Here is a 22,684-nt window from a genome sequence, read left to right as displayed (position 1 = left end):
CCCGCTATCAGTTACGACCAATCCAGGTCTCTTCGAGCTTGGCGAGTTCACCACTCTGTTTCAGTCGCGCCAGTTCACCATTCACCGCTTTCAGCAGTTCTGGCTGACTACGGCTAACGATCAACGCATGGGTGTAAGGAGAAACGCCATCACGTTCGAAACCGGGTACGAGAATCTTCAGCGCCGGATCACCGTGAACATGATGGCTGGCGGTGATGTAGTTGATCGCAACGGCATCGATACGACCATTCTTGAGATCGAGTATTTCCTCGGCAATCCCGGGATACGTCGTGACCGTGACGTCTTCACCGAATAAATCGGACAGCAGCTTGCCTTCCTGACCGCCACGCACGACCCCGATGGTCTTGCCCTTGGCGTCACCGACCGCAGCAATCGTTGCACCCTCAGCTTTGACCAGCAGGGTTGAAAAATTCTCGACCGTCGGCTCGGTCATGAACAGATCGGGCGATGCGAGCCTCTGTGGGGTACGGGCAGTCGCAGAGCAGATCATGTCGAACCGCCCGCTTTTCAGGCCCGGGATTGTCGCGGCAAAATCGACACGCACGAACTCAGTTTTCAGCTTCAGGCCGGTGGCCACTGTGCGGCAAAGCTCCACGTCAAAACCGGTAAGCGTACCATCGCCACCCATCGTGGTCATGGGAGGAGCATTTCCGGTCGTGGCAATGGTAATCGTTCCCGGCGAAACAAGTTTGGAAGCATAGGCAAGTTCCTGCGCGCAAGCGGTCGACGCGAGCGCCAGGGACGTAGAAAGAGGAATAGCAAGAGCGAATAGTCGTGAAAGCATGAATGGAGTTCCCTTGTTTTGTTATTGGGGAAAAGCCAGAGCCAACACCTTTAACGGTGTGCATCTCTTGCTGCATGGCGCCTTCCCGTGACCGGATTGGAGACCATGATCTACTGTGCGTCCAATATTTTCCTTCTATATTTTCATAGGAAAATGCCTATGGTCTGAGCGGGAGGCAACGATTGCTCTGGAGTGCACATGAACCCGAATCTTCGGCATCTGGAAGTTTTCCGGCTTTTCTCCCGCGTCATGAGCGTCACCGAGACGGCGAGGCTCTTACGCATAACCCAACCCTCGGTCAGTCAGGCGCTAAGGGATCTGGAAAACCAGCTCGGGGTTGAACTAATCATTCGTGGGAACGGTCCGCTCAAGCTGACCGCGAATGCAGAGTTGCTACTGAAAAACATGGAAGACGTTCTCGATAATATGCAGGCCCTGCGAGAGCGTGCCGCAAGACTGCGCGGAGAACAGGATAACAGTCTTTCGATTGCAACGGTCCACCCCCTCACTGGATGGATTCTGCCACAGTCTCTGAGCCGGCTGAAGGACGCCCATCCGCAGACGCGCATCAGCATCGAGGCCTATTCCAGCCGTGAAGTTACAAGACGGGTTCAGGATCGTTCTGCCGATATCGGCTTTACCTTTCTGCCTGTCGAACATCTTGACATGGTTGTGAGACCGTTGATGGCAACGGAAATGATATGCCTGATGCCAGCGCATCACCCATTGGCAGGCACTCCAGTGTTGACACCGGAAGCGCTGAAAGACGAAGTTGTGATAACTTTCGGTCAGCAGGTACGTCAGGAATTCGATGTACGCATGTCTTTCGACCGTAACACCAATGAAAGCAGCTTTCTGACCACTAACCTCTCCGTGGTGTCAGCGGACCTTGTAAGGCAGGGTCTGGGCATAGCCATCACCCTACCTTTCGTACTGTCTCCACGCGGAAACGATGATCTTGCCGTCGCCGCCTTTAAGCCGGAGATCCGCAGATCACTGGTTGCTGTGTATTTGAAAAAACCAGGACTTTCGCCTCTGGCCAAATCTTTTCTTACCCAGGTTCGCGAAGAGATGCGTGGTTTCGCGAAACACCTGAACGAACTTGGCATATCCGCAAAACCGAACTAATCCGACATTAGTAATAGCCTATGCCTTTATCCGCGTTTCTTATTGGACATCCCCCCCGCTCCCCTTCAGCTTTGCCACATCAAAAACCGGCATTTCTGAGGAAGAAAAAATGAGTAAACCGCTATGGTCCTATTCCGCATCCGAGCTGCACTCGGCATACAGAAAAGGCGAGCTGCAACCGACCGCCGTTCTTGAAGAGGTTCTCAAGCGCAACGAAACCGTCAATCCCAACCTTAATTTGTTCGCAACGATGGACGTCGATGGCGCAAGAAAGGCTGCCGCTGAAAGCGACAAGCGCTTTGCGCAAGGGCAACCACTCGGCGACTTCGACGGTATTCCGGTCACTATCAAGGACAATATCCATGTGAAGGACCTGCGTTGTGCCTGGGGCAGCAATTTGTTCCTCGATCAGATTTCGCCTGAAGATGAATTGCCCGTCGCACGGATCAGAGCACAGGGCGCTGTCATTCTTGGCAAGACCAATGTTTCGGAATTCACACTCGGCCGCGGCAATGTCAGCACGCTGGCTTTTGGCACGACGCGCAACCCATGGAACCCGGAACTAACCAGCGGTGCCTCCACAGGCGGCGGCGCTGCTGCAACGGCTTCCGGTGTCGCACCAATTGCTTTCGGAACCGATGGCGGTGGCTCCATTCGCCGTCCGGCAGCCCATAACGGACTTGTTGGCCTCAAACCTTCGACCGGTCGCGTCGCGCGCATCAACGGACTGCCACAAATCCTGCATGACTTCGAGATCATCGGGCCCATAGCGCGCACGGTCGCAGATGTCGCCCTGGCATTATCGGCTGTCGAAGGACCGCACCCGCACGACCGGTCATCCTACGGCTTCACAAAGGGTAAACTCACACCTGCGCGCAAGGGCTTGAAAGTCCTCTATGTCCCACAGCTTGCCGACATGCCTGTTGAAGAACCAATCCGTATTTCCTGCGCCAAGGCCGCCGAAAATCTGGCGTCGATTGGCTTTAAAGTCGAAACCGGCGCGGCTCCCTTCGATGTTGCGCTGTTTGAGAAACATTGGCCGGCAATCGGCGGTTCCGGACTTGCATGGCTGTTGAAAGATACAGATTGGGAAGATAAAATTGGGACCGCCTATCCGCCGATGATCGAAAAGGGCAAATCGCTCTCTGCGATCGACTATGTCGATGCACTGATGGCATTCAGGGAAATCTACGCGCAGCTCGCCGTTGCATTCGAAACTTATGACTTCATCATGACCCCGTCTGCAGGCGCAATGCCATGGAAAGCAGAGGAATTCGGACCACCTTATCACCGGGCCTTCACAGGATTCGTGAACTCCGCCGGTCTTCCAGGCATTAGTATTCCGTGCGATCCTGCATCGGATGGCATGCCAATCGGTTTTCAGGTCATCGCACCCTTCGGCGGTGACTGGGACCTGCTCTCGGTGGCCGCAGCTTATGAACAAGAGTTCCCCTGGGCGGCTCGCTGGCCTAATATCTAATCACGAGAAAATAGAGGCGGGCGTGGCGGTTTCAGGATTGACCGCCGCGCCCTAGTCCAATTGTCCAGACTGGGCTCAACACCATCAGACCAACAAGCCGGATGAGATGATGCGAACTGACAAAGCTCGGATCGAGGTTGAGGGCAAAGGCAAGCACGGTCATGGCCTCAACGCCACCCGGTGCAAAAGCCAGCCAGATCTCGTTGAATGGCAATCCTGTCAAAAAAGCCGCCAGCGCTGCGAAAAAGCCAGCAATAACAATCGCAAAAGCAATGCTTCCAAGTGCCGGTCCGCAAAGTGCTATGATAGCTGGCAGGCTTGTACCACGAAGTCTTGCACCGATGGCAGAGCCAACGACAATATAGGCCACGATCAATATTGGAGCAGGAAGTACGCCTTCGACGATCCCGGTTGCATGCAATGAACCGCTGGCCAGAAGAGCGCCAAGCAAGAGGCCACCGGGAATGCGTAATCTGGCGCAGATGAGACCACCAATGCCGCCAGCCACAAGCATCACTCCGATATCAAATACCGAGGCCAGCCGGATGTCGACTTGCATAGGCCCTGCCGGACTGACATAGATCAGCAACGGCACAAGTGAAACCAGAACGATTTGCCGCAAAGTCTGGCTGATGGTGATCTTGACAAGATCCCCCTTGCTGTCGCCTGCAATTGCCAAAACAGCCGAAAGTGCCCCCGGGACAGAACTCAATCGCGCCGATGCCAGATCCCAGCCATGCCGACGGATGAGATACTGTGTCCCGACAACCATGGTTGCCGCCACCGAAATACCCAAGAGGGCTATGCTGGCAGGCCACTTTTCGAGTTTGACCAGCATTTCCGGTGTTATGCCGGCCCCCATGGAGGAGCCTAGCAAGATGAACGCTACACCCCGAAATCCATCTGGAATTCGTAAAGGTCTCCCTGCGAACACGGCGATGATGACTGCAAGCATAGAGCCGCACAGCCACCCGGCAGGGAAGCCGGAGAGCTCGAGAAGCCCCCCGCCTAATGCACCTACAGCCAATGTCTCCAACACCCGGACAACCAATTTCCGGTCGAACAAACTCGTAAGGATGGATGACATCAGACTGTTGCCAATGCTGGCCAGCGATCAGCCCAGGGCTGAGCCTTCTCGAATTGTGTTGCAAAATCCAGAAGCAGATCATCCGCGCCATAGGCCCCAACAGCCTGCAAGCCCGCGGGCATATTGTCGCTGTTCCAGCCTGCGGGTAGCGAAATGCCCGGATGCCCGCATGCATTCACCCAGTTGGTGAAAATTGCGTGACCACGGGGACCCGCATCCTTTCCATCGATAACGGGGGGAAACTGCGTGTCTCGCGGCCATGGATGAGCAGCAGAGGACGGCGTTATGACGACATCGAAATCTTCGAACAATTTGCCCGCCGCGAAGCGGAAAGCATTGATCGTTTCAATAAACCCGACATAATCGCTGGCAGAGAGTTTGGCACCTGCCCTTGCCTGATCTGCAAATGTCGTTGAGACCAGATCGAAGAAACATGGCATGTCCTGCGCGAGCTTGGCCAATCCTGCATTTGCCAGTATTTGCCAGCCATTTGAGATCGGCCCAAGGTCTAGTGGCAATGATCCACGTGTTATCTGATGGCCAAGGCGTTGCATGACATCAACAGATGCTGAGCATAGAGCAACGATCTCGGGATCGACAGGTGCTTCTCCGAAACGTTCTACAAACAGAATACGCAATGCTTTTGGTTCTTCTGCCTCCAGAGATATTGGCCGGAAACCATATGACCGCTGATCCTCACTGATTGCATGACCGATCACACTCATGATTACGCGAATATCATCGCTTGTCCGAGCAATTGGCCCAACAACCTCGCAGTCGGAAAGCAGCGGCAATAGGCCATTGTTACGTGGTATACGGGCAATTGAAGGCTTCAAGCCAACGATCCCTGTATAACCGGCAGGACGTCGAATCGAGCCTCCGCCATCGGTGCCGATGGAATAGGGCGCAAGTCCGCCAGCAACCGCTGCCACCGATCCACCACTGGATCCACCTGGGGTCAGCGCCGGGTTCCACGGGTTGCCCGTCGAGCCGAAAACCGGATTTCCGGTAAAGCCGCGCAACGTGAATTCCGGGACATTCGTCTTACCGAGAATAACCGCGCCCGCCTCACGCAACAGCTGAACGGGCAGTTCGTCGGTCTCTGCGCTAAAGTTTTCAAAAAGCCGCGTACCCCATACGCATGGCATGCCAGCGACCAGGAGGTTATCTTTGACTGCAACAGGAATGCCGTCAAGCGGACCAAGCGGCTCACCGGCGCTGAACCGCACATCGGCTTGCGCGGCTGCGCCGCGTGCACCGTCTTTATCCAGATAAACGAAAGCATTTAGTGCAGGATCGATCCTCTCGATCCGCTCAAGATAATGATCCAAGACTGCAATCGCGGTCAGGCTTCCATCCCGCAGGCTTTCACCCATTTCGCGAAGGGTCATGCGATAGATATCTTTGGTCATACTGTTCACTCTGATCTGACGGTTATTGCGAGGCATCGGGTGCAAGGAGACTGCGCAATCCCTCGCCTAGAAAGGTTATTCCAACGACCAGCACGAAAATTGCCAGACCGGGAATGTTGACGAGCCAGGATTCGAAGAACACGAAGTCTTTGGCTTCCGCGATCATCAGGCCCCAAGAACTGTCGGGTGGTCGAATGCCGAGACCGAGGAACGAAAGAGCCGCCTCAAGAAGAATGGCATGGGCCATCTCAAGCGTGCCGACAACAATCAGCGGACTGACAAGGTTTGGGAGGATTTCACCAGTCATGATGCGGAAATTGGATAGTCCAGCAGCGCGTGCCGCCAGAACAAACTCGGCATTGCGATAACGCATGGTCAGGGACCGTGTCACCACAAGAAACTGATCCCACAGAAAACAGGCGAGAATGAGCATCATCAGAGGCAACGAATTGCCAAGCAGGCCGACCAGCGAAATCGCGGCAAGCATGATGGGAAGGCTGAGGCGGACCGTCAGCAAAAACATGACGGCCATATCGATACGGCCACCAAAGAAGCCACCCAAAAGCCCAAGACCGATGCCCATGACCGCCGAAAGCAGGATGGTACCAAAGCCGATGATAATCGACAGCCTTGCTCCATAGATCAGACGGCTGAGATAATCCCGGCCGAGGTGATCAGTTCCCAGAATATGGTTCCAGTTGCCACCTTCCATGAAGACAGGACGGATAAGGCGGTCGGTCAACGACTGCTCATATGGTGAGTGAGGCGCGATCCATGGTGCTAGGATTGCGACGATGGCAATCAGCCCGATAATGACCGCCCCCGTTGTCAGACCCCATCGACCGACAGGAATACGGGGACCTTTCCAGAGGCGCGCTGTTGGTGTGTTTTCAGTCATATGCAGGCGCATGTTTAGTCCAATCTGATACGGGGATCGATCATCACGTTGATGAGGTCGGCCAGAAGCGTCAGGACGACGTAAGCGGAGGACACTGCCAGAAGCGCTGCCTGAACGACGGGGTAGTCATTCTGGTTGATGGCCTCCCAGGTCAGGTACCCGATCCCGTGAATTGCAAAAATATTCTCTACGACAACAGAACCACCCAGCAGGAAGCCGAATTGGACGGAGGCTACAGCGACAACCGGAACCAGCGTGTTGCGAAGAGCATGGTGCAGATAAATCTGCCACGGGCGCAGGCCCTTGGCGCGCGCGGTGCGGATATAGTCGGAGCGCATCACTTCGATCATGCCTGCGCGTGAAATACGGATGATGGCAGGCATCGAGTAGAACGCAAGCGCCATGGCCGGCATTAGCAGGTGCTTGAACGAACCGCCGCCTGAGATCGGCAGCACAGCGAACTGTAACCCGAGCACCAGAATAAGGATGAAGCTGAGCCAGAAAATCGGTGTCGAGACGCCGAGAAGCGCAATGAACAAGGCTATGCGATCCACCATCCCGCCAGGCGCACGACCGGCGGCCATGCCAAGAGGAATAGCCATGGCCAGTGCCATGACGATCGCAATGGCTCCCAGTGCCAAAGTCGCGGGCATTCTATCGAGGACCAGTGTGACGACAGGACTGCCGTAATAGAACGAAGTACCGATATCACCCTGCAGTGCCCGAAGAAGCCAATCCCAGTATTGCGCGATCAGCGGCTTGTCCCAGCCATATGTCTTGCGAAGAAAGTCGACATAGTCGGCACCACTTCCCTCGCCTGCAAGTGAAATCGCCAGATCACCAGACATCTTGAGCATCACAAAACTCAGGAAGGAAATGGTCAGCATCACCAGTATGGCAAGGCCTAGTCTTCGGGCGATGTAATAAGCCATCTCTGTTCGTCCTTATGCGAAACTCCGCTCCGGCAGTCGTGGCGCCGGAGCGGAAAGATAATCATTTCCAAGTGGCGCGCCAGAATTCGACGTTCTCGTCTCCCGGAACAGGAACCGTCACATCTTTTGCCGTCACATAGTTGACCGGCATGCTGAACATCGGCACCCAATAGGCCTGATCTGCAATCTGCTTCAGAGCGGTTGCATAAAGCTCCTTGCGCTTTTCAGGATCGGCAATCGCACCGGCATCCTTCACCGCTTGCGTCACGACTGGATCACGCGACTGATCATCCGGGGATTCAGCAAAGAAGAACGGCAGGATGGCGCCCACGTCATTCACACCCGCCGAACCGAAGTCATCGATGACGATTGGAGTCTTGTGATCGCGACGCTGCTGGATGACGGCCGAATACTGCAGCCAATGAAGGTTCGCACGGATGCCAATGGCACCGAGATAACCGATGATGGCCTCTGCGACAGGGCGGCTGCGATAACCGTAGATATCGATATCGAAGCCATCCGCATAACCGGCTTCAGCCATCAGAGCTTTAGCCTTTTCGACGTCATATCCATATTGCGTGACATCGGCAAAGCAACCGAACTGCGATGGAGTGCACGCCGAAGGGACTGTCTTGGAGGCCCCGCCAACCAGCGACTTTGCCATGGCGTCGCGGTTAACCGCATGAGCGATAGCCTGGCGAACACGAACATCCTTGAGAGGGCTTTTCGCGTCGGAAAGGCCAGCAGCGTCCAGAGTAAGAAAGCCGATACGGAAAGTGTCTGCATTCACCACATCCACCATCGGCATCATCTTCAGGCGATCGGCCTGATCGGCCGGAATGTAATAAGCCCAGTCAACGCCGCCACTGATGAGCTCGGCAACCTGTGTGTTCACGTCCGGAACTGCCCGGTATACCAAGGTCTTGATGTGCGGCTTGTTCTTGCCACCGCCTTCGAAGTAGTCGTCATTACGTGTGAAGATCACATCGTTGCCGCTACCGCCGCTGATCTTGTAAGGACCCGTACCCACAGGCTTTTCGGCAAATCCCTGCAAGCCAACGCTTTCCCGGTATTTTTTGGGTACAATCGGGAGCTGAATAATGTATTCCAGAGCCAGTGGTGTTACCTGTTTGCCAACCACCCGAACCTTGAAAGGATCGACGATTTCGATCTTTTCAATCCAGCCACCGGTCATACGGTTGAAGACCTTGTTTGCAGGCTCGGCGGCATACATGAAGCTGTAGGCAACATCTTCGGCGGTCATCGGATCGCCATTGTGAAATTTCACGCCCTGACGCAGGTCGAATTCCCAGGTTTTGTCGTCCACCTGCTTCCACGCAGTTGCCAGCAAGGGCTTCAGCTCGAAGGTATTCGGATCGCGATAAACAAGCGCATCATAGGCAAGCAAACCAAGGAGAAATCCCTCGCGGCCAGGTGAATGATAGCGGTCCAGACTTGGGAGCTTGGCCTGGAACGCAGCAACTAGGGTATCGTCATCTTTGCCAGCGAAAGCAGCTACAGGCGTGAAGGCTATGCTTGCGGCAAAAAGAGCAAGGGTACTCTTTCGAGCTAAATTCAACATGGAGTATCTCCGATTCAAGATATGCTGGTTTGGGGAGGAATAAAATCTGGCGACACAAGCGGTCGAGCAAGATCCGGGTCCACCGGCAGAACAGCCGAGAGAAGCCGTCTGGTGTAGTCGTGAGTGGGTGACGACAGAACATCGTCAACAGGACCATCCTCAACGATACGCCCGTTGTACATGACAGCCACACGGTCGGACAATTCGGCCACGACACCGATATTGTGGGTCACGATTAGGTAGGAGAGGTTCATCTCTACCCGAAGTGTCTTTAGAAGCTCGAGTATCTGGGCCTGTACTGAGACGTCGAGTGCCGATGTCGGCTCATCACAGACAAGGATTCGTGGCTGATTGATGAGCGCACGCGCAATCGCAACACGCTGGCGCTGACCTCCGGAAAGTTCGTGTGGAAACCGCTCGGCAAAGGAAACAGGAAGATCAACCTTGCGTAACAGGTCTTCAACACGATGCCGCGTTTCATCGCGACCAACTTTGCGTGCCGCCCAAAGCGGCATCGATATGATATCCAAGAGACGCTTACGCGGATTCAGTGAGGCATATGGATCTTGGAAAACCGGCTGCACCAGCGCTGCAAGCTGCAAACGGGAATAAGTCGAAATATCACGCCCGAATACCTGAACGTCACCGCGTGTGGGTTCCAGAAGTCCTAGCATTATGCGTGAAAGTGTTGTTTTGCCGGAACCGGACTCTCCGACGAGTGCAAGCGATTCTCCTTCGTACAACCTGAGACTGACTTCATTTACTGCAACAAACGGCTGCTTCTTGCCTTTGATCGCGAATTCGCGGGTGGCCATCGCTGTTTCCATGGAAATGTTGCGGGCTTTGTCAAACATGACCCACACTCCCAATGACACTGCGTGCTTGTGACGCAATTAGCGGTTTGGCTTTCGGAACTGCGGCAATCAACGCCCGGGTGTAATCGTCGCGTGGGCTTTTCAGAACCTGGTAGACGTCACCAATTTCCACGACCTGCCCGGCCTTCATGACGGCAACCCTGTCGGCAATCGCCGCCACCACCCCAAGATCGTGGGTGATGAACAGAATGGAGACGCCAAAACTAGCCTGAACGGACTTCAGCAAAGACAGCACCTGAGCCTGCATCGTCACGTCGAGCGCGGTGGTCGGCTCATCGGCAATCAAGAGTTTCGGTTCGCACATCAACGCCATGGCAATCATCGCACGCTGGCGAAGTCCACCGGATAACTGATGGGGAAACTGCGTCATCCGGCCTTCAGGCTCCGTCATTCCAACGCGCGACAGCAGTTCGACAGCTTTCGCACGGGCGGCTTTCTTGTCCTGTTTGATATGGCGCAGATACACTTCCTCCAACTGCCTTCCGACCGTCATTGTCGGATTGAAGGCCATCATCGGATCCTGGAAAATCATTCCAATGGATCGCCCGCGAAGATCCTGCATCTGCCGTTCCGACAAATGCGCGATATCCTGTCCGACAAAAGTCGCAACGTTCGTACGGCGGGATGCGTTTGGCGGTAATAGACCAAGGATTGAAAGTGCCGTGAGTGACTTTCCGGAACCCGATTCGCCAACGAGGCAGAGGGTTTCTCCACTGGCGATGCAAAATGACACGCCCCGGACGGCATGAAGAATGCCCGCCTTCATGGCGATGTCGACCTCAAGGCCTTTTATTTCAAGGATATTATCCAACGTGTTCCGGTCCTGCTTTATGCTCTTATGTTCGCGAGATTGAGAATTGCAGAGTTTTAACATTAGAACTAATACAAAAGCTCTATAGTGACATAAGGAAAAGATTATGAACCTCGGGATACGTCAGCTGGAGACGTTTCGGCTCTTCGCCCGGACCCAGAGCGTAACGGAAACAGCGCGGTTGATGCGTGTTTCACAACCGGCAGTGAGTCAGACGCTGAAGGAACTCGAGGCGCAGCTTGGATTTGCGTTATTCGTCCGCTCGAATGGCAGAACGCGTCTGACAATCGAAGCAAATAATGTTCTGCCGGATGTAGAGCGGCTTTTTGCGCAGATGGCGACGTTGAGGGGAAAAGCCGAAGAACTTAAGGATATGCGGGCGGGCGCACTGTCGATTGCTTCAGTGCCGTCCTTTACGGCCAGAATCCTGCCAACCGCACTTGGAGCTTTTCGGGCAGAACGCAGTCAAGTCAGATTGCGGCTTGAGGTCTATACCGCAAGTGATGTCGTCAGGCAGATCCGTCAGGAATATTGCGATATCGGCTTTGCGTTCATGCCACTGGACGAGGCGGGTGTAGCCGTCCAGCCTTTGCTCCGAATGTCTATGGTGTGCCTTGTACCGGTCGGACATCCCCTTGCCTCAAAATCCATCATCACTGCAGGTGATCTGGAAAATGAAACCATCATTGTTCACGGCGCGCAGACGACCCCCGGTTTTGTGCTGCGGGAAAGCTTGAGAACTGAAGTCGAGAGTTTCCAGATACTAACGACAAACCAGTCGGTCGCTTCCCTCCATATGGTTCAATGCGGCATGGGTATAGCTTTTGCGCATCCGTTGGTTCTGCCGTTCGATCCGCTTGGGCAGGTCGTGGCAGTACCTTACGAACGAGACGTGCCTTTGACATTTGCCATGCTTTACTCCCGCAATCGTCCTGTCTCGCGTTTGGTTCTGCAGTTCGAGGCAATCTTGCGCAAATCGATCACAGCCTTCTGCCATGAACTGAAAGGAAAAGGATTGACTTGCGAGGTTCTCGTCTGATCGCCCTTGCGGGACGTGGAACGTAGCAGCTTTCCATGGCCGATCCGAGTGAGCCAATCATGCCAGCGATCATAGCACCACGTGTTGGTTGCCGGATCAGTGATATCCTGTTTTCCATTGTCAGTAATCCGTCAAAACCGAAACAGTTGTTTTCTGACGATTGGTTACGTTCGATTTCCTGAACCAACCCAGAATGGAAACTTGGCTCATCCTGCTAAAGTTCAATAGCGCAACCCGGCCGATGCTGGCCGCCGACCGCGAATAACTGGCTAAGTTGAGCAAAGTGTCTACGCATGAGCTCGACCCCAGCGTTAGAGGAGAGCTCGCAAGACGCATGCGAGTTCTTCGCCTTGAAAGGATTCGTCCTGCAGTCGCAAAGTCGATTGATGAGTCGTCAAAAATGGCGAAATTCTCTCACTGTCGTAATCCAAACGGTTGATGGCATGCAGACTAGACATGAACGGACGAGGATGTGTGATCATGACCGATCTCACACCCAGGGTGCTAAGTTGCACTATCTCGGAATAGCAAGGATCGCGCCCTAATGCGAAAGCCAATGTATAAGTCCGCCGTGATCTCCCTCACTGTTTTCATTGAGTGCTGCTAATCCCTCCACCATATCAATGTCGGAAACACTTCCACCTAACCGCGTCAGTGAGTTGGGAGAGCAGGTCGGCATCTAGTTTATCGCATAGTTGGTCTCAACGACGCCGGTGCTCATTGCGGTTTTGTGGTGCACCACACATATGAAACGCATGAGCATAGAGACCATGATAGATAAAACACGCTTAAAAAGAGCACTACTCCTGATTAATCCCCACGCCAGACGTGGGCGTGATAGCCTTGTTCAGGCACGCCAACTGCTCCTTCAGACTGGCGTTGATGTGGTTGAACCATCACAGGATTTCACAAACACATCGGAGGCTATCGCGTCTCATCGGGACAGCGTCGATCTTGTTGTTGTTGGCGGTGGTGACGGCAGTCTCAACAACGCAGCACCGGGTTTGCTGGAAGCCGGATTGCCTTTGGGCGTTCTACCTCTTGGGACAGCAAACGACTTTGCCCGGACGATGGGCATTCCGCAGGATCTTCGTGCAGCGATTGAGGTGATTTCGCGTGGCAGGAGCATCGATGTGGATGTCGGCACAGCCAATGGGCATGCGTTCTTCAACGTTGCCAGCATCGGTTTCAGTGCTGACCTCGCGGCATCGCTGACCCAGGATGCAAAGAAGCGGTGGGGTAAGTTGGGGTATGCAATCGTTGCCGCCCAATTGCTGGCGAAGTCACAGCTTTTTACCGCCGATCTCGACCACGACGGAAAGGTAGAAACTCTCAAGACCCTGCAGGTTTCTGTCGGAAACGGCCGGTTCTATGGCGGCGGCATGTCTGTGCATGCGGACGCCACCGCAACGGATGGAATGCTCGATTTTTATAGTCTGGAAGTGGACCATTGGTGGCGCCTGCTTGGCCTGCTGCCCGCGATCCGGCGTGGCACTCATGGAAACTGGCATGATGTCCGCGCCTTTTCCACCAAGGCACTGACGATCAGAACGAGCAGACCCCGCCCCGTAAACCTTGATGGCGAACTGAAGACACAAACACCTGTCGAATTTGCTATCTTCGAAAAGGCAATCAAGGTTTTTGTGCCATAAACACCAAAATGGCATGCCCGTCGCTATTCCGGCATGCCAGTTTAGATCGGACCATTCATGACAGTTGTTGGCTCTTACCTCTATCGAAACGGTGTGCGTGCCGAAGAAATCGCGCTGACTGATGAGGTTTTCGAAACAAGCGATGGCGACTTCGCATGGATTGGCCTGACAGATCCAAGCGTTGAGGAAATGGCAAGCCTTCAAAAGATGTTTGGTCTTCACTCGCTGGCGGTGGAGGACGCGATCAATGGCAAGCAGGTTCCAAAGGTCGATATTTATGGCGAGCAGTTGTTCGTTGTTGCCAAGACCGCTCATCTCGAAGGCGACAAGATTGCTTATGGAGAAACCTGCATCTTTGTGGGCAGGCACCACCTGATCTCGGTTCGGCATGGTTCGGCCAGATCCCACCAGAACCTGCGGCGTCAACTCGAGCAGTCACCGAAGCTGTTGAGCCACGGCCCCGATTATGTGTTGCACGGCATTCTGGATTTCATAGTCGACGGTTACCTCCCAATGGTCGAAACGTTGGAAGACAAGGTATTGGACATGGAAAAACATGTCCTTGTCTCCTTCCTTCAGCCCGAACAAATCAGGCGCATCTTCCGCATGCGTAGACAGGTCATCAAATTCCAGCGCATTCTTGGCCCGATGGCCGAAGTTGCAGGCAAACTTTCTCACCTCGATATGCCCTGCGTCGATGATGACGCACGGCCGTATTTCAAGGATGTCTATGATCACATGCGTCGTGTTGAAAACCTCGTTGGTGGTCTGCGCGAAATCATGACGTCGGTGTTCGAAGCGTCAAATTTGCTGGAACAACAACGCCAGGGTGCCATCACCAGGCAACTCGCCGCCTGGGCCGCGATACTGGCGGTTCCGACAGCCATTGCCGGCATATATGGCATGAACTTCGAGTATATGCCGGAACTGAAATCGCAGTTCGGCTATCCAGCTGTCATCTGCGTCATTATCGTCTTGTGCAGCACCCTCTATTACCGTTTCCGTAAAAGCGGCTGGCTCTGAACCTTACACATTCAGACTGTCTGCACCGGTGGTCCGCTATTGTTTGAAGGTCTTCTCGCGATGCCAACTCAGCCTGAAAAAACTATGCTTGATAAGCTAGATCCGAGTAGAATCCGCAGTACCGTTCTCGCGACTCAGCCAATCTTCGATCGTCAGGAAAAGAGCCAGCCGGAAACGGCTGAATACAAGTAGAGATCGCCCGCACGCGATTAATCGCGGTGCGGCAAACATTCTGCTGTTTGGCAAGGGCTCCGCCAGCTATGGCGACCATTAGCACGCAGAGTGTCATGTGACCCTCTGACGGCAGCCGATGCTATGTCTATTCCACCAATCAAAGGCGACGCCATCGCGCCATAGATTCAAATCAACTAACTGCGCACCACTACCCAAAGAGCTTGTTCATATGTCGATAGCTGGCTCTACAATTGCCATGGTTGCCTCGACGTGAAGCCGGGCTGCGCGGTCGGCATCTTCTTCGTCACGTTTTACAAGCGCCTCCAGTATCTTTCGGTGCTGGATGTTGGTGTCTCGCACCTCAGACTCTGAAAACAGGATTGGCACTCGCAACATCCAATAATGGAACTGAGTCCGCTCGTGGAACTGCGCAAGCAGGATATTTTTTGACGCCGTGACGATGAGCTTGTGGAACTGGGTGTTCAGACTGTTCAGGTCTGCGCGTGTCAAGGTCTCCGCCGGCTCCATCGCCTCAATCATCCGGGCGAGCGCATCTAGTTCCGCTTGGTCGGCATGGCGTGCTGCAAGTCTGGCAGTCGCGGCCTCAATCGCAGCGCGACTTTCAAAGATGGCCCGCAGCTGGCTTCGATCAATGGTTTCGACAACCCAACCTCGTTCCCGGCTTAAAAACCCTTCGCCTTGTAGAAGTAACAGCGCTTCACGGACGGGGGTTCGCCCAACATTCAGGCGCTCACACAAATCGTCTTCAACCAATCTTTGCCCGGGCTTCAACTCTGCACCGAGGATCATGCTACGCAAGCGGTTTCTGACGTCGGATGCGAGGAATTCACCTACCGCGGCTTTTCTTGATGCCATTAATCTTTTTCCTTTTCCGGCCCTTGAGTAAGCCTTACCGCCAAACTATCGATTTGGGTATATTTCGTCGTGTATAAAGCCCTTCACACATTCAAGAATGAGAAATGTGCCATCACGCCAGTTTCCCCAATTCCGCAGAACGTAATCGCGCGGCTTCCACCGCACGCCGCAGGAGCGGCGCGAGGCCATCGTCAGCATCCATAAGCACCGAAAGGCCGGCTGCAGTCGTACCGTTTGGACTCGTTACCTGGGCACGCAACGTGGAGGGATCGGCCTTCGGGTCCAGCGCCATCTTGATCGCGCCATAAAGGGTCTGCTTCGCAAGCAGCATCGCAATGTCAGGCGGCAGCCCGGCAGAAACACCTGCTGCACTGAAGGCTTCAAGGAAATAGAAGACGTAAGCGGGGCCCGAGCCCGAAACAGCCGTGACCGTATCCATCTTACCCTCGTCTCCGACGAAGACGACGCGACCAACGGCAGAAAGCAAAGTTTCCGCACGCTCTCTATCCGCTGTGTGAGCATTTCCGCCGTCGCAACATACAATCATGCCTTCACCGATAGCAGCAGGTGTATTTGGCATGGCGCGAATAATGACTGCATCCTCTCTGGCATTCTGTCGCATACCTTTAATGGTGACGCCAGCCGCGATCGAAATGATCAGACCACCCAATGTCAGACGGTCACGAGCGACGGCAATCACGTCCGCAACCGTCTGTGGCTTGGTTGCGATCACCAAGATATCGGCCTTATAGTCGGGCGGCAAATCTGAAAGATCGGCGTAGCTGGTAGCCCCCACGTCTTCCGCGCGCTTTTGCAAGACATCGTTAACCTCCACGACCGCAAACCGGTGGCCGGCTATACCGATCCAGCTACGCAGCATGGCAAACCCCATATTGCCGGCCCCGATCAACAGGACGTTTTTCATGGCATTACTCCCAATGTGCGGTGTATCACCGCTGCACAAAATCATTTGCGAGCCAATAGCCCGGACGAAACAATCAACAACGCCCCAATAATGGTCATGCCATCAGGGATCGTGCCGAAAACCAGATATCCAAGCCCGGTCGCCCAGATGAGGTGCGAATAAGAGATCGGTGCAAGACGCGAGACCTGTGCCTCGGGTCGTCGATAGGCGTAGGCAATTGCAACATGTGCCGACAGCCATAACAGGGCTGTTGCGACAGATAAGACCAAATCAATTGCCGTTAATTGCCGGAAGAAAAAAGGCATTGTCGCGCTAAGAAGCACAAGACCCGTAAGAGACGAATAAGCCAGTGTTGTCACGAGACTATCAGCCAAGACCGCCCTGCGCGTCATCACGAGAGCCGTGGCCCAACAAGCCGCGGACGCAATCGAAAAAAGCGCTGCAGGATTATATTCGGCAAACCCTGGACGCAAGATCACCAGGACTCCGATCAAACCGCCGACAACACCGACCCACCGCAGGCCCGGAACAGATTCCTTGAGAATCAGCACGCAAAGGAATGTCACGATACATGGCGAGATGAAGACGAGCGCCGTTGCTTCGGCAAGTGGTTGCAAGCTCAGCGCCGCAATCAAAAGGATCGTCGCCCCGGCCATCCCAATGCCGCGAATAAACTGTTCGACAGCCGCCGTGCTGCGCTCTGGCCAGCCAAATCGCAAGCACACGACGGCCAGCAAGATCGACGCGGCCAGATAACGAAACCACGCAATCTGGAACGGGTGGTAGGTCATCGACAGATGTTTGGCGATGACGTCCGAAGCGGCAAACAGGACCATGGCGGCGAGGCAGAGCAAGACACTTTCGTGTCCACGCAATGCGGCACCCAGATCAAGACGCGCGCCTGTACGAGAGAAAATCCTCGACATAGCAAAGGCTCAAGACTTACGGATTTCAAGTACGATACCCGCATTTTCCCGAGTGTCGAAATAGCAGAAGCCGGAACCATCCATCCGCTTGCCACGGGCGATCACACTGAGATCGAGCGCCCGCCCTCTTGCTTCCGCGGCATCGCGATCCGCCACCTCAAATCCCAGATGGTATACACCTTCACCGCTTTCATCGAGAAACCGTTTTTGCGGAGAGTCTAGTTCGCCCGGATCACAAAGCTGGATTTGGACATTTTCAAGATTACAGCACTTGTAACGCATTGCATCTGAGGCCGCCTTGTTAGGCACCTCAAACTCAAGATAGATGCCCTTTTTGGGATAGTCGAACCAGGGCCCCACCCCGAGACTTTCATAGTAGGCAACCGTTTTCTCAAGATCACGAACGACGATGCAGATGTGGTGGAGATGTTGGAAGATTTGGGACATGACACATTCCTTGTGAGCACGGCGAAAGGCCTTCCCCAAGGCGGGGAGGCGCATTGTCTTTTTCGCATTTTGGTGAATGGCGCTGCTAAACCGGCAGCAATCGGGCGAGGAATTGCCGGGCGCGATCGCTTTTCGGCGCGGTGAAGAATTGCGTTGAGCGGGCATCTTCTGCCAGGCGCCCTCCCTCCATGAAGATCACCCGGTCAGCAACGTCACGGGCAATACCCATATCGTGTGTGGCGATCATCATGGTCTGCCCCTCCTCGGCAAGCTTGCGGATCGTCTCGACCACCTCCTGCGCGAGTTCAGGGTCGAGCGCCGACGTCGGTTCGTCCAGCAAAAGAACACGCGGCTGCATGGCCAGTGCACGTGCAATTGCCACGCGTTGTTGTTGACCGCCGGAAAGCTCGGAGGGATATGCATCCTGCTTTGCCTTTAGCCCTACCTTATCAAGCAATTGCAGGGCAAGTTCCATCGATTCAGCCTTTGGGCGACGAAGCACCTGCACAGGCCCGCACATGACGTTCTGCAAAGCCGTCATATGTTTGAACAGGTTGAAATGCTGGAACACCATGCCGATTTTTTGACGTTGGCGGCTTATCTCGACATCGGACAATTCATGCAGGGCACGATCGCCAATACGGTAGCCAATCAGTTCGCCGTGCACGTAAATCCGGCCTGCGGAAATGGTCTCAAGGTGATTTACGCAGCGTAGCAGCGTCGACTTTCCGGCTCCAGACGGGCCCAGCAATGCAACAACCTCGCCTTGCGGGACATCGAAACTGACGTCGGAAAATGCGGAAACGATGCCCCATTTCTTGGAAACGCCAACCACGGAGACAGCGTGTTTCTGAATGTTCAGGTCGCTCATCTTTGGGGGAATACCTTTTCAAGAATAGCCTGGATGGCGGTGGCGAACGCGGTCATCACGAGGTACCAGAAAGCCGCTACCACAAGCAGTTCCACGACATGGAAGTTGGAGGAATAGATGTCGGTCGCAACACGCAGCAATTCGAGGTACCCTATTGCAGAGGCAAGTGACGACGACTTCAGCAGCATGATGTACTGATTGCCGGCAGCCGGAATAATGATCCGTCCTGCTTGCGGGATGACGACCTGAACCAGCACTTGACGCTGGGTCATGCCAAGCGCGGTTGCGGCCGCTCTCTGCCCCTTGTCAACGGCAAGAATACCAGCGCGGATAATCTCGCTCATATAGGCGCCTTCAGCCAGACTCAAACCCGCCAGAGCCGCGAGGAACGGTGTGACGATGGTTGTTGTCGGTGCGCTCACCAGGGGCTCCGTCATGAACGGTAGACTGATGGTGATTGAAGGAAACATGATTGGCACGGCATTGAACCAGAAGATAAGCTGGATTAGCATCGGCGTGCCGCGAAACAGGTACACGTAAGTCGCTGAAATCGCTACCAGGATTGGATTACCGCTGACCCTCATCAACGCCACGACGAAGCCGATGACACTTGCGATAAACAGTGCCAGCGTGCCGAGTATCAGCGCGTTGACTGCCCCCATGACGATCATGGGACTGAAGATGTAATTGGCGAAGACCCCGACATCGATAATGCGCGACTGAAATGCAGCATGGACAATCGTCACGACGATGACCAGGGCAATGGCTCCGAAAATCCACGCGCCCCAAGGGCGTCGATGCACGATCGGAAGTTCGGAAGGGTGAAGATGATCTGTAGTGGCCATTGCCCTGTCCGATTTCATTAGCGCTTGCTGGCGGGTAGATTGATGGTGATTTCCGAAAGCAGCGCGCCGCCGACACCCCACTTGTCCATGATGGACTTGTATGTACCGTCCGCGAGCATTTCCGCCAGGGTCACCTGTACAGCGTCACGCATCCCGCTGTTGTCCTTCGCAAATCCCCAGGAGGTGATGTACGGAGTGAGCATGTAATTGCCCCCGACGATGGAGTATTTTCCGGGAAACTGTGCACCCATGTAGACGAGCGCCGGGAAGTCGCCGAGATAAGCATCGACACGCTTCAGGTCTAATTGCATTCGGGCATCCGGAGCGGATGGAAGCTGCTCCGCGCGGATTTCGGCCTCACCTTTTGCCTTGCAGGCGACGGATGCTTCTTCGACCTTGGCCATGATGACACGGCTACCGAGCAAGGTGGCGACTGACTTGCCGCAAAAATCCGCAATTGTGTTGTATTTGCTCAAGTCTTCCGTGCGCACCATCGCAGAGCCACCAGAAAGCATATAGTTCACGAAGTCGAGCTTCTGCTCGCGCTCTTCGGTATCACTGATACCGCCGGACGCCATATCAAAGCGCTTGGCCTCAATACCCGGGATGAGGGCGGCATATTCTGCCTGAACATATTCCAGCTTGAGCTCGAGGCGCTCGGCAACTTCCCGCAGCAGATCGGCACTCGCTCCGGTAACTTCGGTCGATCCCGGCTCGCGAAATTCAATCGGCGGAAATGTCTGTTGCGATCCCACGGTGATCTTGCCTGCAGTGCGGATCGCCTGCGGCACAAGCTTGACCCCCTCCCCTGCGGAAGCCGCGCAGCTGAACAATACAGCCGCAAATCCCGCCATGACGGCGGCACCACTCTTCCCAATTTTCATGTCGTTACCCCAAGTTCATCTTTGATTGATGTTTTGCTTTTCTTTCACTCTATAGCGGCGGTGACCAATACATAGAAGCCACCGCCGGATAGCTTTGTTATCGAGTGTCTGCTCCGCGACCCGGTATCTTCGAAGGGTTGGGACGGTCAGCGCGCGGGCACTCAGCAGCATTGTCGAAGACCGATTGTACCTTGGCGATATAGTCTTCGGAGAAGCCCCACTGCTTCAGTCCTGTCGGAATGTGCTCGAAGTAAAAATTCGGCGGACGCATCGCGATGCCGGGAGTGATCAGACGATAGGTCCAGCAATCATACTGCTTGCCGTCATCGCCATAGACGGTCACGCAGCAGCGCTCGAAATCGTCGTAATCTTCTTCGAAGTGCTTCTCATCATGCTCGAAGACAACGCCGAACGCTTTTTCGCCCCAGGCGTCAGCCGTGTTGAGAAAATGGCACCAACCCCGATCTGTTCGGTCACCGGCAGCGTGGAAACGAAGGGCGTGATTGGCTGCGAACCCCTTGGTCACGGCTTTCGCCTCCGGCATGAACCGGGCAATTTCGATGTCGTGCAGCCAAGTGCAATAAGCGAAGTAGTACATGGAACCTCTTCCCTGGGACGGCATCAGCCGGGCCCGTTATTGTTGTGATAGGTTGAAGATTGCGGCTTACACGATCTTCATATATTGTTTCGTATATGAAGATGCATATGGCGTCAAGCCGACTTTCAGGGCTACTTTTTAGATGGAGGAAACGATGATCATCATCACGGACAGTCATGCCTATCCGGGCTGCCTGGTCTTAACGGACCAGGATGTGATCGCCGGGCCGACCCATGTGCAATTCGGCGACGGCATCGTGGTAGAGGCGCGTATCAATAGTATGAGCCCTGAGCAAATCGTTCTGACGATCAATAGTTATGTTACAGCGCGGGGCACGGCGGTTGGCGAGAAATCATGGCTGTTGCAGAGCGTCGGCTCTCATCGTCTGCGCGTTAAACAGCGATGCGACCTGACAAAATGAGATTGGTTTGGGCTGGTTGCCGGGCTTGGCCCTCGTGCCGATCAGACCTCACTAAATCCGGGAATTGGACGGACGAGGACAAACTCTCCCGTGATCCCTGCATATATCACTCCATATATCTTCTATATCTACGGCGCGGCTGCCCTTAAACTTTTCTTGTCACGTTAAAGAACGAAAAGAGGGGTAAATATGAAAAAAATAGCAATCAGCGCGACCGTCGCCGCCGTGTTCGCAGGACTGTCGACCGTCGCACCAGCCAAAGCTGAAGACGTCACCATTGGCGCAATCATTCCGCTCTCCGGTGCCAGCGCCACGACCGGTAAGGACCAGAGCCGCGGTATCGAACTTGCCGTCAAGCAAATCAACTCCAATGGCGGCGTGCTCGGCAAACAATTGAAAGTCATTATCGAAGACTCTGGCGGCAAACCGCAGACCGCGATCGATGCCGCCAAGAAACTTGTTTCTGTTGACAGGGTACCGATCGTCATAGGCGAATATTCTTCCGGCAACACCATTCCGCTGGGCCAATATCTGGTTCAGGAAGGTATGCCTCACATCAATCCGGCCTCCACCAGCGGTCTGGTTCGCGGTATCGGCGCAACATCCTATAGCGTTGTCGGACTCGACAATGTCTCGACCGAATTCGCCGCGCAGGACGTCATCGACCATGGTTGGAAGAAAGTTGCTGTCTTGGCAATGAACAACGCCTTCGGCCAGGGAGTTGCGGAAGAGTTCAAGAAGCATTTTACGGCAAAGGGCGGTGAAATCTCAACCACGGTCATGTACACCATCGGTCAGTCCACCTATCGTCGCGAACTGCAGCAAGTCGAAGCCGCCGCACCCGACGCCTATGTCTTCACCGCTTACGGCACCGAAGGCGCGCTCATCATGCAGGAAGCTTTCGAACTTGGTCTTCAGGAAGGAAAGCCCTGGTATTCGATCCTTATTACCATGATGAACAAGGATACTCCGGCTGACTTCAAGGCGGGCCTT

The 22,684-nt window shown here is 54.5% G+C and carries 23 protein-coding genes; 7 read left to right on the top strand and 16 right to left on the bottom strand.

The window, feature by feature from the left end; all coding sequences use genetic code 11:
• Window positions 1–7: 7 nt before the first annotated feature.
• Window positions 8–805, bottom strand: coding sequence for a substrate-binding periplasmic protein (locus tag PYL13_RS22095; protein ID WP_275642857.1), 798 nt, complete (start codon window positions 803–805; stop codon window positions 8–10).
• A gap of 198 nt (window positions 806–1,003) precedes the next feature.
• Between PYL13_RS22095 and PYL13_RS22090 the strand changes: the two genes are divergently transcribed.
• Together PYL13_RS22090 and PYL13_RS22085 are read left to right on the top strand one after the other, a co-directional pair.
• Window positions 1,004–1,933, top strand: coding sequence for a LysR family transcriptional regulator (locus tag PYL13_RS22090; RefSeq protein WP_192489965.1), 930 nt, complete (start codon window positions 1,004–1,006; stop codon window positions 1,931–1,933).
• A gap of 109 nt (window positions 1,934–2,042) precedes the next feature.
• The gene (locus PYL13_RS22085) at window positions 2,043–3,413 is read left to right on the top strand and encodes an amidase (RefSeq protein WP_275642856.1); all 1,371 of its coding nucleotides are present in this window, start codon (window positions 2,043–2,045) and stop codon (window positions 3,411–3,413) included.
• A 31-nt stretch (window positions 3,414–3,444) separates the two neighbouring features.
• Here the strand turns inward: PYL13_RS22085 and PYL13_RS22080 are convergent, their stop codons facing one another.
• The 7 genes from PYL13_RS22080 to PYL13_RS22050 form a co-directional block, all read right to left on the bottom strand.
• Window positions 3,445–4,500 (bottom strand): AbrB family transcriptional regulator, encoded by a 1,056-nt coding sequence (locus tag PYL13_RS22080; protein ID WP_275642855.1) that lies wholly within the window; start codon window positions 4,498–4,500, stop codon window positions 3,445–3,447.
• Window positions 4,500–5,912 (bottom strand): amidase, encoded by a 1,413-nt coding sequence (locus PYL13_RS22075; RefSeq protein ID WP_275642854.1) that lies wholly within the window; start codon window positions 5,910–5,912, stop codon window positions 4,500–4,502. The genes PYL13_RS22080 and PYL13_RS22075 overlap by 1 nt, the downstream gene beginning before the upstream one ends.
• A gap of 22 nt (window positions 5,913–5,934) precedes the next feature.
• Window positions 5,935–6,822, bottom strand: coding sequence for an ABC transporter permease (locus tag PYL13_RS22070; protein ID WP_250983799.1), 888 nt, complete (start codon window positions 6,820–6,822; stop codon window positions 5,935–5,937).
• A gap of 2 nt (window positions 6,823–6,824) precedes the next feature.
• Window positions 6,825–7,742, bottom strand: a complete 918-nt coding sequence (locus PYL13_RS22065) for an ABC transporter permease (RefSeq protein WP_192489960.1) — start codon at window positions 7,740–7,742, stop codon at window positions 6,825–6,827.
• 61 nt (window positions 7,743–7,803) lie between these two features.
• Window positions 7,804–9,324 carry an ABC transporter substrate-binding protein gene (locus PYL13_RS22060; protein ID WP_275642853.1) on the bottom strand — a complete coding sequence of 507 codons (1,521 nt, stop codon included), beginning with the start codon at window positions 9,322–9,324 and terminating at the stop codon, window positions 7,804–7,806.
• A gap of 14 nt (window positions 9,325–9,338) precedes the next feature.
• Entirely contained in the window at window positions 9,339–10,178 is an 840-nt protein-coding gene (locus PYL13_RS22055; protein WP_275642852.1) for an ABC transporter ATP-binding protein, read from the bottom strand.
• Window positions 10,171–11,010, bottom strand: a complete 840-nt coding sequence (locus tag PYL13_RS22050) for an ABC transporter ATP-binding protein (RefSeq protein ID WP_275642851.1) — start codon at window positions 11,008–11,010, stop codon at window positions 10,171–10,173. The genes PYL13_RS22055 and PYL13_RS22050 overlap by 8 nt, the downstream gene beginning before the upstream one ends.
• Before the next feature lie 106 nt (window positions 11,011–11,116).
• Here PYL13_RS22050 and PYL13_RS22045 point away from each other — a divergent pair, with 106 nt between their 5' ends.
• The 3 genes from PYL13_RS22045 (at window position 11,117) to PYL13_RS22035 (ending at window position 14,724) form a co-directional block, all read left to right on the top strand.
• Window positions 11,117–12,049 (top strand): LysR family transcriptional regulator, encoded by a 933-nt coding sequence (locus PYL13_RS22045; RefSeq protein WP_259148169.1) that lies wholly within the window; start codon window positions 11,117–11,119, stop codon window positions 12,047–12,049.
• Between the two features lie 770 nt (window positions 12,050–12,819).
• The gene (locus PYL13_RS22040) at window positions 12,820–13,701 is read left to right on the top strand and encodes a lipid kinase (protein ID WP_275642850.1); all 882 of its coding nucleotides are present in this window, start codon (window positions 12,820–12,822) and stop codon (window positions 13,699–13,701) included.
• 57 nt (window positions 13,702–13,758) lie between these two features.
• Window positions 13,759–14,724 carry a magnesium and cobalt transport protein CorA gene (locus PYL13_RS22035; protein WP_250983804.1) on the top strand — a complete coding sequence of 322 codons (966 nt, stop codon included), beginning with the start codon at window positions 13,759–13,761 and terminating at the stop codon, window positions 14,722–14,724.
• Between the two features lie 399 nt (window positions 14,725–15,123).
• On the opposite strand, the gene PYL13_RS22030 is transcribed toward PYL13_RS22035, so the two are convergent.
• The 8 genes from PYL13_RS22030 to PYL13_RS21995 form a co-directional block, all read right to left on the bottom strand.
• The gene (locus PYL13_RS22030; RefSeq protein ID WP_275642849.1) at window positions 15,124–15,774 is read right to left on the bottom strand and encodes a GntR family transcriptional regulator; all 651 of its coding nucleotides are present in this window, start codon (window positions 15,772–15,774) and stop codon (window positions 15,124–15,126) included.
• A 112-nt stretch (window positions 15,775–15,886) separates the two neighbouring features.
• Window positions 15,887–16,699 carry a pyrroline-5-carboxylate reductase gene (gene proC, locus PYL13_RS22025; RefSeq protein ID WP_275642847.1) on the bottom strand — a complete coding sequence of 271 codons (813 nt, stop codon included), beginning with the start codon at window positions 16,697–16,699 and terminating at the stop codon, window positions 15,887–15,889.
• Between the two features lie 41 nt (window positions 16,700–16,740).
• Window positions 16,741–17,625, bottom strand: a complete 885-nt coding sequence (locus tag PYL13_RS22020) for a DMT family transporter (RefSeq protein WP_275642846.1) — start codon at window positions 17,623–17,625, stop codon at window positions 16,741–16,743.
• A 9-nt stretch (window positions 17,626–17,634) separates the two neighbouring features.
• Window positions 17,635–18,072, bottom strand: coding sequence for a VOC family protein (locus PYL13_RS22015; protein ID WP_275642845.1), 438 nt, complete (start codon window positions 18,070–18,072; stop codon window positions 17,635–17,637).
• Window positions 18,073–18,157: 85 nt separating this feature from the next.
• The gene (locus PYL13_RS22010; RefSeq protein ID WP_275642844.1) at window positions 18,158–18,943 is read right to left on the bottom strand and encodes an amino acid ABC transporter ATP-binding protein; all 786 of its coding nucleotides are present in this window, start codon (window positions 18,941–18,943) and stop codon (window positions 18,158–18,160) included.
• A complete protein-coding gene (locus tag PYL13_RS22005; protein ID WP_275642843.1) occupies window positions 18,940–19,788 on the bottom strand; it encodes an amino acid ABC transporter permease in 849 nt (282 codons plus the stop codon). The genes PYL13_RS22010 and PYL13_RS22005 overlap by 4 nt, the downstream gene beginning before the upstream one ends.
• A gap of 17 nt (window positions 19,789–19,805) precedes the next feature.
• Window positions 19,806–20,672, bottom strand: a complete 867-nt coding sequence (locus tag PYL13_RS22000) for an ABC transporter substrate-binding protein (protein ID WP_275642842.1) — start codon at window positions 20,670–20,672, stop codon at window positions 19,806–19,808.
• Window positions 20,673–20,769: 97 nt separating this feature from the next.
• Complete coding sequence (locus PYL13_RS21995; protein ID WP_275642841.1) at window positions 20,770–21,270, bottom strand: gamma-glutamylcyclotransferase family protein; 501 nt, start codon at window positions 21,268–21,270, stop codon at window positions 20,770–20,772.
• A 154-nt stretch (window positions 21,271–21,424) separates the two neighbouring features.
• Here PYL13_RS21995 and PYL13_RS21990 point away from each other — a divergent pair, with 154 nt between their 5' ends.
• Together PYL13_RS21990 and PYL13_RS21985 are read left to right on the top strand one after the other, a co-directional pair.
• Complete coding sequence (locus PYL13_RS21990) at window positions 21,425–21,691, top strand: hypothetical protein (protein ID WP_275642840.1); 267 nt, start codon at window positions 21,425–21,427, stop codon at window positions 21,689–21,691.
• 189 nt (window positions 21,692–21,880) lie between these two features.
• A partial coding sequence (locus PYL13_RS21985) for an ABC transporter substrate-binding protein (RefSeq protein WP_303299136.1) occupies window positions 21,881–22,684 on the top strand: 804 nt, incomplete at its 3' end.

This window comes from Agrobacterium sp. Azo12, from assembly GCF_029193765.2.
In the GTDB taxonomy this organism is placed as follows: Bacteria; Pseudomonadota; Alphaproteobacteria; order Rhizobiales; family Rhizobiaceae; genus Agrobacterium.
The sequence above is the reverse complement of the archived record's forward strand: the minus strand, read 5'-3'. Positions and strand labels throughout refer to the sequence as shown.

What these genes read in the sequence shown, in the direction of transcription:
- PYL13_RS22095 (WP_275642857.1), bottom strand. Translation starts at nt 805, where the DNA reads ATGCTTTCACGACTATTCGCTCTTGCTATTCCTCTTTCTACGTCCCTG.
- PYL13_RS22090 (WP_192489965.1), top strand. Translation starts at nt 1,004, where the DNA reads ATGAACCCGAATCTTCGGCATCTGGAAGTTTTCCGGCTTTTCTCCCGC.
- PYL13_RS22085 (WP_275642856.1), top strand. Translation starts at nt 2,043, where the DNA reads ATGAGTAAACCGCTATGGTCCTATTCCGCATCCGAGCTGCACTCGGCA.
- PYL13_RS22080 (WP_275642855.1), bottom strand. Translation starts at nt 4,500, where the DNA reads ATGTCATCCATCCTTACGAGTTTGTTCGACCGGAAATTGGTTGTCCGG.
- PYL13_RS22075 (WP_275642854.1), bottom strand. Translation starts at nt 5,912, where the DNA reads ATGACCAAAGATATCTATCGCATGACCCTTCGCGAAATGGGTGAAAGC.
- PYL13_RS22070 (WP_250983799.1), bottom strand. Translation starts at nt 6,822, where the DNA reads ATGCGCCTGCATATGACTGAAAACACACCAACAGCGCGCCTCTGGAAA.
- PYL13_RS22065 (WP_192489960.1), bottom strand. Translation starts at nt 7,742, where the DNA reads ATGGCTTATTACATCGCCCGAAGACTAGGCCTTGCCATACTGGTGATG.
- PYL13_RS22060 (WP_275642853.1), bottom strand. Translation starts at nt 9,324, where the DNA reads ATGTTGAATTTAGCTCGAAAGAGTACCCTTGCTCTTTTTGCCGCAAGC.
- PYL13_RS22055 (WP_275642852.1), bottom strand. Translation starts at nt 10,178, where the DNA reads ATGTTTGACAAAGCCCGCAACATTTCCATGGAAACAGCGATGGCCACC.
- PYL13_RS22045 (WP_259148169.1), top strand. Translation starts at nt 11,117, where the DNA reads ATGAACCTCGGGATACGTCAGCTGGAGACGTTTCGGCTCTTCGCCCGG.
- PYL13_RS22040 (WP_275642850.1), top strand. Translation starts at nt 12,820, where the DNA reads ATGATAGATAAAACACGCTTAAAAAGAGCACTACTCCTGATTAATCCC.
- PYL13_RS22035 (WP_250983804.1), top strand. Translation starts at nt 13,759, where the DNA reads ATGACAGTTGTTGGCTCTTACCTCTATCGAAACGGTGTGCGTGCCGAA.
- PYL13_RS22030 (WP_275642849.1), bottom strand. Translation starts at nt 15,774, where the DNA reads ATGGCATCAAGAAAAGCCGCGGTAGGTGAATTCCTCGCATCCGACGTC.
- proC (WP_275642847.1), bottom strand. Translation starts at nt 16,699, where the DNA reads ATGAAAAACGTCCTGTTGATCGGGGCCGGCAATATGGGGTTTGCCATG.
- PYL13_RS22020 (WP_275642846.1), bottom strand. Translation starts at nt 17,625, where the DNA reads ATGTCGAGGATTTTCTCTCGTACAGGCGCGCGTCTTGATCTGGGTGCC.
- PYL13_RS22015 (WP_275642845.1), bottom strand. Translation starts at nt 18,072, where the DNA reads ATGTCCCAAATCTTCCAACATCTCCACCACATCTGCATCGTCGTTCGT.
- PYL13_RS22010 (WP_275642844.1), bottom strand. Translation starts at nt 18,943, where the DNA reads ATGAGCGACCTGAACATTCAGAAACACGCTGTCTCCGTGGTTGGCGTT.
- PYL13_RS22005 (WP_275642843.1), bottom strand. Translation starts at nt 19,788, where the DNA reads ATGGCCACTACAGATCATCTTCACCCTTCCGAACTTCCGATCGTGCAT.
- PYL13_RS22000 (WP_275642842.1), bottom strand. Translation starts at nt 20,672, where the DNA reads ATGAAAATTGGGAAGAGTGGTGCCGCCGTCATGGCGGGATTTGCGGCT.
- PYL13_RS21995 (WP_275642841.1), bottom strand. Translation starts at nt 21,270, where the DNA reads ATGTACTACTTCGCTTATTGCACTTGGCTGCACGACATCGAAATTGCC.
- PYL13_RS21990 (WP_275642840.1), top strand. Translation starts at nt 21,425, where the DNA reads ATGATCATCATCACGGACAGTCATGCCTATCCGGGCTGCCTGGTCTTA.